Source organism: Streptomyces sp. GD-15H (genome assembly GCF_045291515.1).
Taxonomy (GTDB): Bacteria; Actinomycetota; Actinomycetes; order Streptomycetales; family Streptomycetaceae; genus Streptomyces.
In genome coordinates, this window is record NZ_CP149447.1 from 329,400 (window position 1) to 343,196 (window position 13,797).

Annotated in this window: 4 protein-coding genes; all 4 read right to left on the reverse strand. The window is 69.4% G+C overall.

Annotated features, from left to right (window positions below; translation table 11 throughout):
* Positions 1-2: 2 nt before the first annotated feature.
* On the reverse strand, positions 3-2,582 hold the full coding sequence (locus WJ438_RS01680) for an amino acid adenylation domain-containing protein (RefSeq protein ID WP_406723642.1): 2,580 nt from the start codon (positions 2,580-2,582) through the stop codon (positions 3-5).
* Positions 2,583-2,741: 159 nt separating this feature from the next.
* Positions 2,742-3,989 carry a serine hydroxymethyltransferase gene (gene glyA / locus WJ438_RS01685; protein WP_406723643.1) on the reverse strand — a complete coding sequence of 416 codons (1,248 nt, stop codon included), beginning with the start codon at positions 3,987-3,989 and terminating at the stop codon, positions 2,742-2,744.
* A gap of 115 nt (positions 3,990-4,104) precedes the next feature.
* Complete coding sequence (locus tag WJ438_RS01690) at positions 4,105-4,719, reverse strand: phosphopantetheine-binding protein (RefSeq protein ID WP_406723644.1); 615 nt, start codon at positions 4,717-4,719, stop codon at positions 4,105-4,107.
* Complete coding sequence (locus tag WJ438_RS01695; RefSeq protein WP_406723645.1) at positions 4,695-13,667, reverse strand: amino acid adenylation domain-containing protein; 8,973 nt, start codon at positions 13,665-13,667, stop codon at positions 4,695-4,697. Before WJ438_RS01695 ends, WJ438_RS01690 begins: the two co-directional genes overlap by 25 nt.
* Positions 13,668-13,797 lie beyond the last annotated feature (130 nt).

Below are 13,797 nucleotides of genomic sequence, written 5' to 3' on the forward strand. Positions count from 1 at the left end.
GCTCATCCGTCGCCGGGCTCAACGGGGTGTTCGTCGCCTTCACCGAGCGCACCGGCGTCAGCGGGGATGGCCACGGCGGCCAGACTCGCGGGGCTCTGTCGCTCGAAGACCTGGAGGGCGGTGACGGCGAGGCCGGCCTGGTGGGCCCGGGACACCAGATCCATCACCATGATCGAGTCACCTCCGAGCACGAAGAACGAGTGGTTGGCGCCGACCCTCTCGACGCCGAGCACCTCGGCGAACAGGGCGCACAGCGTCTCCTCCGCGGACGTACTCGGGGCGCAGCCCTTGGCGACCCGCGGACGCGGGGCGGGCAGTGCGGCCCTGTCGAGCTTGCCGTTCATGGTGAGCGGCAGAGCCTCCAGGAGCACGACCGCCGGCACCATGTAGTCCGGTAGGCGCGTTTCGGCGAAGGCCGACAGGGCCGAGACGTCCACCGTCCGATGGGCGCCGGGCACCACGTAGGCGACCAGCCGCCGGTCGCCCGGCCGGTCCTCGCGCACCACGACCGCTGCCTGGCCCACGCTCTCGTGGGCGGCGATCACTGCCTCGACCTCGCCCGGCTCCACGCGCATCCCGCGGATCTTGACCTGCTCGTCCACGCGGCCGGCGAACAGCAGTCGGCCGTCCGTCGTCCAGCGGGCGAGGTCGCCCGAGCGGTACATCCGGGCGCCCGTGTCGAAGGGGCAGGCCACGAACCGCTCGGCGGTCAGTCCGGGGCGGCCGACGTAGCCACGGGCCAGTCCGGGGCCGGCGATGTAGATCTCCCCGGTAACACCGACTGGGACCGGCCGGAGGAGCTCGTCCAGCACGAACACCTGGGTGTTGCCGATCGGACGGCCGATCGGGGGCGGCTGGTCCTCCGGCGTGATCGCCCGGTCGACCGGCCCGGCGGTGGTGATCACGGTCGCCTCGGTCGGACCGTAGGTGTTCCACACCTGGGCATGCGCGCTCCATCGGCCGGCCAGGGCCGCGTTGAGGCGCTCCGCGCCCAGCACCCAGTTGCCGACACCGGGGACCGCACGCGGTTCCAGCACTCCCAGCAGCGACGGAACGACACTGGCCACACTCACCCCGGCCGAGCGGATCATCCCGGCGAGCACCGCGGGGTCGGCGCGCTCCTCGCTGGACGCGATCGCCAACGTGCCACCGGACGCCAGGGTGACCGCGAAGTCCAGCACCGCCCCGTCGAAGCTGAACGACGCGAACTGCAGCGCGACGACGCCTTCGGAGACGCCCAGCACCGGGCGCATCACCTCGGCCAGGTTCGCCACCCCTCGGTGGGGGACGCCCACGCCCTTCGGCCGCCCCGTCGACCCCGACGTGTAGATGACGTAAGCGAGTTGCCCCGGGTCCAGGAGGGTTCCCAGTGGTTCGGCGGACTTGGCGGCGATCGCCTCCGCCTCCTCGTCCAGCAGGACGACACGCCCCGGACCCGTGGGCGTCTCCGGCACCGCTCCGCCCGTGCCCAGCACCACCACGGCACCGCTGTCGCCGATCATGTAGGCGAGGCGGTCCTCGGGGTACTCCGGGTCGAGCGGCACATACGCGCCGCCCGCCTTCCAGGTCGCGAGGATGGACACCATCATGTCGGTTCCCCGCGGCAGGTACAGACCGACGCAGGTCTCCCGGCCGACGCCCAGGTTCGTCAGGTACCGGGCCAGTCGGTTCGCACGTTCGTCCAGCTCCGCGTACGACAGCATGTCCGGCCCGCAGCGCACCGCGGTGGTGGCGGGCGACTGCTTCACCCACGTGTCGAACGCGTCCAGCAGCGTTCCCGAGGCGTTCGGCTGCTCCGTGCCGTTCCGGTCCGCGGCCACCGGCAACCGCTCTTCCCTGTCCGCGGTGCCATGGACGGGCCGGTCGTCCGCTCCGTCGCCGTCGCCTGCCATCCGCGCGGCGATCGCCTCCAGCAAGGGGAGCGCCTGCTCGGTCAGATACATGTGCTCGCCGGGTATCTCGACCGCACAGAACTGCCCCGCGGTCGTCTCCCGCCACTGGTCCAGCTGTTCGCGCGCCACAAGCGTGTCGTCCGCACCGCGCAGTGCGGTCACCGGTATCGGCAGCGGTGGCTCGTCCCGAGCGGGCCGGTAGCTCTCGTGCATGACGGTGTCGGCGCGGAGCACCGGCAGCAGCAGCGCCCGCAGGTCGGGGTTGTCGAACGCCGGGGGACGGTATCCGGTGATCTCCTCGACGTGAGCGGCCAGTGCCTCGTCGTCGAGTCCGCTGGACGGCGGCCGCTGCTCCCACGGTCCCGCCGCTCCGCTGACGAAGACGTGCCGCAGCCGGTCGAAGCCCCGGGCCAGCAGCTCCCGGGCGGTCTCGTACGCCAGGACGGCGCCGAGGCTGTGCCCGAAGACGGCGACCGGACGCGTGTCCTCCGCGGTCAGCCGGACCGTCTCCGCCGCCACGTAGCGCGCCGCCTCCCGCACGTCGGTGTATGGGGTCTCGGTGAACAGCTCCTCGCGCCCGGGGAGCTGCGGGGCCATGACGTGCACGCCGGGAACACCCAGGCGGGCCCACGGACGGTACAGCCCCGCGCCACTGCCCGCGAAGGGGAGGCACACCAATGAGAAGGACATCTCAATACCACTTCCAAGTCGTCTCGCCCTCGCCGTACGGCGTGACGCGGGCGTCGCTGCGAATGACGCTGTCCCGGCGGACAGCGGCCACCTACCTCAGGGGGAACGCAGCCTGCCCGAACGCCGGCGGAGGGCTTCCGGAGGCTCGTTCCCGGGACATCACGCGCGGAGATAGATGGGGTACCTCCGAGCCAGAAGCTCCACCCGGTCCTTGGCCGACTTCTCGACCTGCGCGTCGCCCGCGCCTGCTTTGCGGACTCCGTCCAGCACATCGACCACGATCTCGGCTATGTCACGCGTCGCCTCGTCCCGGAACCCTCTGGTGGTGACGGCGGACAGACCGAAGCGCAGGCCCGAGGTGGTCCTGGGGCCCTCGGGATCACCCGGCACGAGGTTCTTGTTGCACGGGATGCCCGCGGCTTCCAAGCTCTCCGCCGCGACGTCGCCGGTGAGGCCGACCGACCTGAGGTCGACCATGACCAGGGGAGTGTCCGTTCCGCCCGTCACGATGTCGTACCCCGCGGAGGAGAGGACGGAGCAGAACGTACGTGCGTTCCGCAGCACAGCCTGCGCGTACTCCTTGAACTCGACCGACAGCGCTTCCTTGAAAGCCACGGCCTTGGCGGAGATGTACTCGGGAAGCGGTCCGCCCTGAATGCCCGGGAAGAGAGCGGAATCGAGCTTCTTCCCCAGACCTTCGTCATCGCAGAGGATGATCCCGCCACGTGGACCGCGCAGGTTCTTGTTCGTCGTACTGGTCACCACGTGGGCATGCGGGAACGGGCTCTCATGGACGCCTCCCGCCACCAAGCCAGAGAAGTGGGAGATGTCGGCCAGAAGGTAGGAACCGCATTCGTCGGCGATCTGCTTGAACCTCTCGAAGTCGATCCTCCGCGGATACGAGGAGCCGCCGACGACCATCAGTTTCGGCCGGTGCTTCCGGGCGATCTCCCGTACGGCGTCGTAGTCAATCAGCCCGGAGTTCTTGTCTACCCCGTAATTGGCCACGTTGAACCACTTGCCGGAGAAATTGGAGCGCAGGCCGTGGCTGAGATGTCCGCCGTCCCGCAGGGACATGCTGAGGACGTTGTCCCCGGACTCGAGAAGGGCGTAGAAGACGGCCTGGTTGGCCTGGGTTCCCGAGTGCGGCTGCACATTGGCGTAACTGCACCCGAACAACTGCTTGGCACGGTCGATGGCCAGCCGCTCGATCGCGTCGAGGTTCACCATGCCCGCGTGGAACCTGCGTCCGGGATAGCCTTCGATGGTCGTGAAGGAGACGATGGAGGCGAACGCTTCACGCGTCGCCCTGCTGGCATAGTTCTTGGGCGCCAGGAGTTCTATCTGCGAATGCTGCCGGTCCTCCTCGGCCACAACCGCGCGCATAAGGTCGCCGTCCACCTCCATCAGCCCTCGCGAAAGAATTCGCCAACGGCGGGCACAACGGCCCGGTCCTCAGAAAAGGACATCACGAAATCTCCTTGAAATTGTTGTTTTGTTTCTTGACGGAGCTGCGGAGCGGCTACTTCTCTTCGCCTCGCGGCCTGCGTCGCAGCAGGGGGCGCCGCGCGTCCCCGGCCCCCGCCAGCCGCCGCCCCAGGTCCGCCACGTTCGGCGCTTCGAACAGGTCCCGGACACTCAGCTCCGCACCTAGCACCCGGCGAACACGGCTCACCAGCCGCGTCGCCGATAGCGAATGCCCGCCCAAATCGAAGAAGTTGTCGTCGATCCCCACCGCCCTGACACCGATGACCTCGGCGAACAGGCCGCACAGAATCTCCTCCCGCGGCGTCCGCGGCGCCCGCCCCGAGGAGGCGGCGTCCACCCCGGGGGCGGGCAGCGCCTTGCGGTCCACCTTCCCGTTCGGTGTCAGCGGCAACGCGTCCAGCACCACGAACGCCGACGGCACCATGTAGTCCGGCACCGCCCGCGCCACGTGATCACGCAGCGCCCTCACCTCGACGCCGGACCCGTCCGCCGCCACCGCATACGCCACCAGGCGCCGGTCCCCGGGCCGGTCCTCACGCGCCATCACCAACGCCGCCGCCACCGACGGATGCCCCGCCACAGCGGCCTCCACCTCACCTGGCTCGATCCGGAAACCACGGATCTTCACCTGGTCGTCGACCCGGCCCACGAACTCCAGACACCCCTGCGCACGCCACCGCACCACATCGCCGGTCCGGTACATCCGCGAACCCGCCGGCCCGAACGGATCCGCCACGAATCGTGCGGCGGTGAGCCCGGCCGGCCGGCGTAGCCGCGCGCCAGTTGCACGCCGGCCAGGTACAGCTCGCCGCCGACTCCGGGCGGCACGGGCCGCAGCCGGTCGTCGAGGACGTAGGCGCGCACGTTGGCGAGCGGCCTGCCGACGGTCGGACGGCCGTCGCCCTCGATGCGGCAGGCGAGGGCGTCGACCGTGCACTCGGTGGGCCCGTAGAAGTTGTACGCGGCCACGTCCCGCCGCTCGCCCAGCTCCCTCCACAGGCCGGGCCCGACGGCCTCGCCGCCGAGCATCAGCACCCGGGGGTGGTGGCGCGGATCGGTGAGCAGCCCGGCGGGCAGCAGTTGGCGCAGGTAGGTGGGGGTCAGGTCGAGGAAGTCGATGCGGTGCTCGACGACGTACTCGACCAGCGCGGCGGCGTCCAGCCGGGTCGTCTCGTCGACCAGGTGCAGCGGGTGGCCGTCGGCCATCAGCAGCACGCCCTCCAGTGAGGTGTCGAAGGAGAACGACGCCGTCAGCGCCACCCGCAGCGGCCCGCCACCCGCCTCGGCGACGAAGCCCTCGCGATGGCCCGCCAGGAGGTTCGCCAGGGACCTGTGGGTGACGGTGACGCCCTTGGGGCGGCCGGTGGAGCCGGAGGTGTAGATCAGGTAGGCGGGATGGTCCGGCAGCAGCGGGCAGGCCCGCTCCCCGTCGTCCACGTCCTCACCGGACAGACCGGCCAGCTCCTCCAGCACACCGGCCTCCTCCACCAGCAGCGCGTCCGTCCCCTCCGGCAACCGGGACACGACCTCCTCCACGGCCACCACCACCGCGGGCTCCGCGTCCCCCAGCATGAACGCCACCCGGTCGGCCGGCAGCTCCGGATCCACCGGCAGATAGGCGCCACCGGCCTTCAGCACCGCCAGCAGACCCACCACCATCTCCACCGAACGCGGCAGCATCAACGCCACCACCCGCTCCGGCCCCGCCCCACGCGACATCAACAGCCGCGCCAGCCGGTTCGCCCGCGCGTTCAGCTCCCCGTACGACACCTCCACATCCCCGAACACCACCGCCGTGGCCCCCGGAGCCCGCACCACCTGCCGCTCGAACAGGTCCGGGATCAGTCCGGCGGGAGGTTCCGTGTGGGTGTCGTTCCATTCGGTCAGCAAGCGGTGACGGTCCTCCGGGGAGAGGATGTCGACCTGCCCCACCGGCCGGTCGGGATCCTCGACCAGCGCCTCCAGCAGACGCTCCAGACACCCCACCATCCGCTCGACGGACGCCTCGTCGAACAGATCGGTGGCGTACTCGACGACTCCGTCGATGCCTTCCGGGGTCCCGCTCTCCCGGCCCTGCCTCTCCGCCAGGTTGAAAGCCAGGTCGAACTTGGCCACACCCGGCAGAGCCGACTGCGGTGACGTCTCCACACCGGGAAGCCGCATGCCGCCGCCCGTGGCGTTGTGGAAGGCCAGCATGACCTGGAACAACGGATGACGCGCCAGCGAACGAGCCGGGTTGAGCGCCTCCACCAGACTCTCGAACGGCAGGTCCTGATGCGCATACGCCTCGAGATCCGTCTCACGGACCCGCGCCACCAGCTCCCGGAAACTCGGATCACCCGACGTGTCCGTCCGCAGCACCAGCGTATTGACGAAGAAACCGATCAGGTCGTCGAGCCCGTCGTCCGTACGCCCCGCGACCGGGGTACCGATCGGAACATCGACACCCGCTCCCAGACGCGTCAGCAACGCCGCCACCGCGGCCTGCATCACCATGAACACACTCGCACCACTGTTACGCGCGAGCTCCACCACACCCTGGTGCACGCCCGCCCCCAGACGGAACTCCACCCGGTCACCACGATGAGACGCACGCGTCGGCCGCGGACGGTCCGTCGGCAGCTCCAACTGCTCAGGAATCCCCGCCAGCGACTTCCGCCAGAACGACAACTGCCGCGAGAAGACGCTGTCCGGATCGTCCTCACCACCCAGCAGCTCCCGCTGCCACAACGTGTAATCCGCGTACTGCACCGGCAACGCGTCCCACCGCGGAGCCCGCCCCTCGGCACGCGCCGCATACGCCGACCCCAGATCCCGGGCCAGCGGAACAGACGACCATCCGTCCGCCGCGATGTGATGCATCACCAGCATCAGCACACACTCCCGCGGACCCAGCATGAACAACCACGCCCGGAAAGGCAGCTCCGACACCAGATCGAACGGACGCCCGGCCTCCGCCGCCAGACGCTCCTCCAGCTCCCGCGGACCGACCTCCACCACCCTCAAAGCACCCGCCGACACCTCTTCCACACCCAGGATCCGCTGATACGGATCACCGTCGACACCCTCCGGGAACACCGTCCGCAACGCCTCGTGCCGCCCGACCACATCCCCCAGAGCCGCCTGCAACGCCTCCCGGTCGACAGCCCCACGCAACCGCAGAACAAACGGAACGTTGTAAGCCGCACTCCCCCCGGCATCCTCGAAACGGTTCAGGAACCACAGCCGACGCTGCGCGAACGACAACGGAACCCGCTCAGGCCGCTCCACCACACCCAACGCCGGCCGCGCGTCCCCGGCCCCCGCCAGCCGCCGCCCCAGGTCCGCCACGTTCGGCGCTTCGAACAGGTCCCGGACACTCAGCTCCGCACCTAGCACCCGGCGAACACGGCTCACCAGCCGCGTCGCCGATAGCGAATGCCCGCCCAAATCGAAGAAGTTGTCGTCGATCCCCACCGCCCTGACACCGATGACCTCGGCGAACAGGCCGCACAGAATCTCCTCCCGCGGCGTCCGCGGCGCCCGCCCCGAGGAGGCGGCGTCCACCCCGGGGGCGGGCAGCGCCTTGCGGTCCACCTTCCCGTTCGGTGTCAGCGGCAACGCGTCCAGCACCACGAACGCCGACGGCACCATGTAGTCCGGCACCGCCCGCGCCACGTGATCACGCAGCGCCCTCACCTCGACGCCGGACCCGTCCGCCGCCACCGCATACGCCACCAGGCGCCGGTCCCCGGGCCGGTCCTCACGCGCCATCACCAACGCCGCCGCCACCGACGGATGCCCCGCCACAGCGGCCTCCACCTCACCTGGCTCGATCCGGAAACCACGGATCTTCACCTGGTCGTCGACCCGGCCCACGAACTCCAGACACCCCTGCGCACGCCACCGCACCACATCGCCGGTCCGGTACATCCGCGAACCCGCCGGCCCGAACGGATCCGCCACGAACCGCTCCGCGGTCAACCCCCGACGATTCAGATAACCCCGCGCCAGACCGGCACCCGCCACATACAACTCACCCGCCACACCAACCGGAACCAGGTTCAACGACCCGTCCAGCACATAGGCGCGGAGATCGGGGATCGGCCCTCCGACGAGGCTGGCGGCGTCCGAGGTCACCATCTCCTCGGTCAGTGCGACGTGGCTTACGTGGACGGTCGTCTCGGTGATCCCGTACATGTTGACGAAGACAGGGGCTCGGTCCCACTGCCCCTCGCACCAGTCCCTCAGCCGCGGCAGGTCGAGCTTCTCGCCGCCGAAGATCACTGTGCGCAGGGACAGATCGGCTGCCGGCCCGCCGTTCTCTCGGATCGCCTCGATCAGCTGGTGGAAGGCGGAGGGTGTCTGGTTGAGAACGGTGACCCCTTCTCGGGCGAGCAGCTCGAGAAGGTGCTGGGGCGAGCGGCTGACCAGGTACGGGACGACGACCAGCCTGCCACCGTGCAGAAGCGCTCCCCAGATCTCCCACACGGAGAAGTCGAAGGCATAGGAGTGGAAGAGGGCCCACACGTCGTCCGGCCCGAAGGTGAAGAGGCCGCGCGTGGACGAGAACAGCCGGCACACATTGCGGTGGGTGACGACGACGCCCTTGGGACGCCCGGTGGAGCCGCTGGTGTAGATCGTGTAGGCGGGATGGTCGGGGTGCAACGGGGCGACGCGGTCGACGTCCGTCGGATTGCTGGTGGGCCGGGTGCTCAGCAGGTCGTCGGGGATGTGAGTGAGGGTGAGGAAGGGCTGAGCATCGTCCCTCAGGCACGTGGTGCGCTCGGCGGGCTGGTCCGGGTCCAGGGGGAGGTAGGCCGCCCCCGCCTTCAGGGTGGCCAGGACCGCGACGACCATGTCGAGGGAGCGCGGGAAGGCCAGGGCGACGGTCTTCTCGGGACCCGCGCCCTGTGCGATGAGGTGGTGGGCGAGCTGGTTCGCGCGGGCGTTGAGCTCGGCGTAGGTAAGGGTGGTTCCCTCGTGGGTCAGCGCCGCCGCATCGGGTGTACGGGCGGCCTGCTCTTCGAACAGGTCCGGGATCAGTCCGGCGGGAGGTTCCGTGTGGGTGTCGTTCCATTCGGTCAGCAAGCGGTGACGGTCCTCCGGGGAGAGGATGTCGACCTGCCCCACCGGCCGGTCGGGATCCTCGACCAGCGCCTCCAGCAGACGCTCCAGACACCCCACCATCCGCTCGACGGACGCCTCGTCGAACAGATCGGTGGCGTACTCGACGACTCCGTCGATGCCTTCCGGGGTCCCGCTCTCCCGGCCCTGCCTCTCCGCCAGGTTGAAAGCCAGGTCGAACTTGGCCACACCCGGCAGAGCCGACTGCGGTGACGTCTCCACACCGGGAAGCCGCATGCCGCCGCCCGTGGCGTTGTGGAAGGCCAGCATGACCTGGAACAACGGATGACGCGCCAGCGAACGAGCCGGGTTGAGCGCCTCCACCAGACTCTCGAACGGCAGGTCCTGATGCGCATACGCCTCGAGATCCGTCTCACGGACCCGCGCCACCAGCTCCCGGAAACTCGGATCACCCGACGTGTCCGTCCGCAGCACCAGCGTATTGACGAAGAAACCGATCAGGTCGTCGAGCCCGTCGTCCGTACGCCCCGCGACCGGGGTACCGATCGGAACATCGACACCCGCTCCCAGACGCGTCAGCAACGCCGCCACCGCGGCCTGCATCACCATGAACACACTCGCACCACTGTTACGCGCGAGCTCCACCACACCCTGGTGCACGCCCGCCCCCAGACGGAACTCCACCCGGTCACCACGATGAGACGCACGCGTCGGCCGCGGACGGTCCGTCGGCAGCTCCAACTGCTCAGGAATCCCCGCCAGCGACTTCCGCCAGAACGACAACTGCCGCGAGAAGACGCTGTCCGGATCGTCCTCACCACCCAGCAGCTCCCGCTGCCACAACGTGTAATCCGCGTACTGCACCGGCAACGCGTCCCACCGCGGAGCCCGCCCCTCGGCACGCGCCGCATACGCCGACCCCAGATCCCGGGCCAGCGGAACAGACGACCATCCGTCCGCCGCGATGTGATGCATCACCAGCATCAGCACACACTCCCGCGGACCCAGCATGAACAACCACGCCCGGAAAGGCAGCTCCGACACCAGATCGAACGGACGCCCGGCCTCCGCCGCCAGACGCTCCTCCAGCTCCCGCGGACCGACCTCCACCACCCTCAAAGCACCCGCCGACACCTCTTCCACACCCAGGATCCGCTGATACGGATCACCGTCGACACCCTCCGGGAACACCGTCCGCAACGCCTCGTGCCGCCCGACCACATCCCCCAGAGCCGCCTGCAACGCCTCCCGGTCGACAGCCCCACGCAACCGCAGAACAAACGGAACGTTGTAAGCCGCACTCCCCCCGGCATCCTCGAAACGGTTCAGGAACCACAGCCGACGCTGCGCGAACGACAACGGAACCCGCTCAGGCCGCTCCACCACACCCAACGCCGGCCGCGCGTCCCCGGCCCCCGCCAGCCGCCGCCCCAGGTCCGCCACGTTCGGCGCTTCGAACAGGTCCCGGACACTCAGCTCCGCACCTAGCACCCGGCGAACACGGCTCACCAGCCGCGTCGCCGATAGCGAATGCCCGCCCAAATCGAAGAAGTTGTCGTCGATCCCCACCGCCCTGACACCGATGACCTCGGCGAACAGGCCGCACAGAATCTCCTCCCGCGGCGTCCGCGGCGCCCGCCCCGAGGAGGCGGCGTCCACCCCGGGGGCGGGCAGCGCCTTGCGGTCCACCTTCCCGTTCGGTGTCAGCGGCAACGCGTCCAGCACCACGAACGCCGACGGCACCATGTAGTCCGGCACCGCCCGCGCCACGTGATCACGCAGCGCCCTCACCTCGACGCCGGACCCGTCCGCCGCCACCGCATACGCCACCAGGCGCCGGTCCCCGGGCCGGTCCTCACGCGCCATCACCAACGCCGCCGCCACCGACGGATGCCCCGCCACAGCGGCCTCCACCTCACCTGGCTCGATCCGGAAACCACGGATCTTCACCTGGTCGTCGACCCGGCCCACGAACTCCAGACACCCCTGCGCACGCCACCGCACCACATCGCCGGTCCGGTACATCCGCGAACCCGCCGGCCCGAACGGATCCGCCACGAACCGCTCCGCGGTCAACCCCCGACGATTCAGATAACCCCGCGCCAGACCGGCACCCGCCACATACAACTCACCCGCCACACCAACCGGAACCAGGTTCAACGACCCGTCCAGCACATACACCGACGTGTTGTCCACCGGACGACCGATGGGTGGGCTGTGCACGGCCTCGCCCTCGATCGGTGCCGCGGTGGACCAGACGGTCGTCTCCGTCGGGCCGTACACGTTCAGCACCCGGCACCCGAGATCGTGAAGATCGCCGCACAGACCGCCCGGTAGGGGTTCGCCACCGACCAGAACACGCAGTCCCCGGATCGGTTCCGTGTCGAATCCCATCAGTATCTGCCAGAGGGAGGGCGTCGCCTGCATGATGGTGACGCCCCACTTCTCCATGATGCCCAGCAGGGGCCCACCGCCGCGGACGTCCTGGTGAGAGGCGAGAACGACAGCGGCGCCGCTGAGCAGCGGACCGAAGATCTCCAGTGCCGCGATGTCGAACCCGACCGTGGTGACCGCGAGGAGCCGGTCCTCCTGGGTGAAGGACACTCGCTTCTGCATGGCGGCCAGCAGATTCCCCAGATTGCCCAACGTGACGGTGACGCCCTTGGGGCGGCCGGTGGAGCCGGAGGTGTAGATCAGGTAGGCGGGATGGTCCGGCAGCAGCGGGCAGGCCCGCTCCCCGTCGTCCACGTCCTCACCGGACAGACCGGCCAGCTCCTCCAGCACACCGGCCTCCTCCACCAGCAGCGCGTCCGTCCCCTCCGGCAACCGGGACACGACCTCCTCCACGGCCACCACCACCGCGGGCTCCGCGTCCCCCAGCATGAACGCCACCCGGTCGGCCGGCAGCTCCGGATCCACCGGCAGATAGGCGCCACCGGCCTTCAGCACCGCCAGCAGACCCACCACCATCTCCACCGAACGCGGCAGCATCAACGCCACCACCCGCTCCGGCCCCGCCCCACGCGACATCAACAGCCGCGCCAGCCGGTTCGCCCGCGCGTTCAGCTCCCCGTACGACACCTCCACATCCCCGAACACCACCGCCGTGGCCCCCGGAGCCCGCACCACCTGCCGCTCGAACAGGTCCGGGATCAGTCCGGCGGGAGGTTCCGTGTGGGTGTCGTTCCATTCGGTCAGCAAGCGGTGACGGTCCTCCGGGGAGAGGATGTCGACCTGCCCCACCGGCCGGTCGGGATCCTCGACCAGCGCCTCCAGCAGACGCTCCAGACACCCCACCATCCGCTCGACGGACGCCTCGTCGAACAGATCGGGGCGGTAGCTCAGTCGCAGCAGGAGACGCTGTCCGGTGAGCGCGGCGACGAGGTTCAGTGGGTAGTGGATTCCGTCGTAACCCTTGAGCCCGGAGATACGGAGACCTGGAGCGGGAGAGACGAGGCTCTCCCGGTCCACCGGGTAGTTCTCGAACACAACCAGTGTGTCGAACAGTTCGCCGACGCCCGCCCACTCCTGAATGTCGGTGAGCCCTACGTGCATGTGGTCGAGCATCCGGGTGTGCCGGTCCTGGGCCCTCTTCAGGAGGTGGGCCAGGGACTCCCCCACCTCCAGCCGGATCCGTACGGGCACCGTGTTGATGAACAGTCCGAGCATGCTCTCGATGCCCGGGATGTCCGACGGGCGTCCGGCCACGGTGGTCCCGAAGACCACGTCGTCCTGTCCGGTCAGGCGGCCGAGCAAGAGAGCCCATGCCGCCTGCACCACAGTACTCATCGTCACGCCGGCATCACGGGCGTATCGCTGCAGCGCGCTGGTGAGTTCGGTGGGCAGGAAGCCCTCGGTCTGGGCCGGTGCGATCGGCGCGCGGGCCCGGTGTGCCGGTGCCAGATGGCATGACTGCGTGAAGCCTGCCATGTCCTCCCGCCAGGCGGACTCGGAGACCGATCGGTCCTGGCGCGCGAGCCAGGCCAGGTATGCGTTGAACGGTGTGACGCGCGGCAGGCCGGAGTCGTCCCCCGGTGTCTGGTAGAGGGAGAACAGGTCCCTGAGCAGGATGGGGACGGACCAGCCGTCCAGCAGGATGTGGTGATGGGTGATCACCAGCCGGTATTCCTGGTCCCCCAGGATCAGCAGGGTGAAGCGCATCAACGGCGGCCGAGCGGGGTCGAAGCGCTCTTCCCGTTCCTCGGCCGTCAGGCGGTCGGCCTCCGCCTCGCGGTCGGCGGGGCTCATCCCGGAGAGATCACACTGCCGCCAGGGAAGCACGATCTCCCGGGGTATGAGCTGAATCGGCTGTCCCTGCGCGCTGTGCCGGAACGCGGCCCGGAGATTCGGGTGCCGACGGAGCAGAGCCTGCCCGGCCGACTGCAGTGCCTCGGGATCCAGTTTCCCCTGGAGGCCGACGCTCACCTGCGCGGTGTAGACGTCAAGGCTCTGCGGGTCGTAAAGGGCATGGAAGAGCAGTCCTTCCTGCAGCGGCGACAATGACCAGACGTCCTGCAGTCCAAGCTTCATGCCTGCGGCACCTTCCACTCTGCTACGAAAACGGTCAATTCTTTGTGGCGACAGGACATCGCGCTCGTCGTCGCGGAACTGAGGTGAGTCCCGCGGAACGAGTGGGCGATCGGCCGGCCCGGGCCGACTG

Coding starts and splice junctions, on each gene's coding strand:
- WJ438_RS01695 (WP_406723645.1), bottom strand. CDS start 13,667: ATGAAGCTTGGACTGCAGGACGTCTGGTCATTGTCGCCGCTGCAGGAA.
- WJ438_RS01680 (WP_406723642.1), bottom strand. CDS start 2,582: ATGTCCTTCTCATTGGTGTGCCTCCCCTTCGCGGGCAGTGGCGCGGGG.
- glyA (WP_406723643.1), bottom strand. CDS start 3,989: ATGGAGGTGGACGGCGACCTTATGCGCGCGGTTGTGGCCGAGGAGGAC.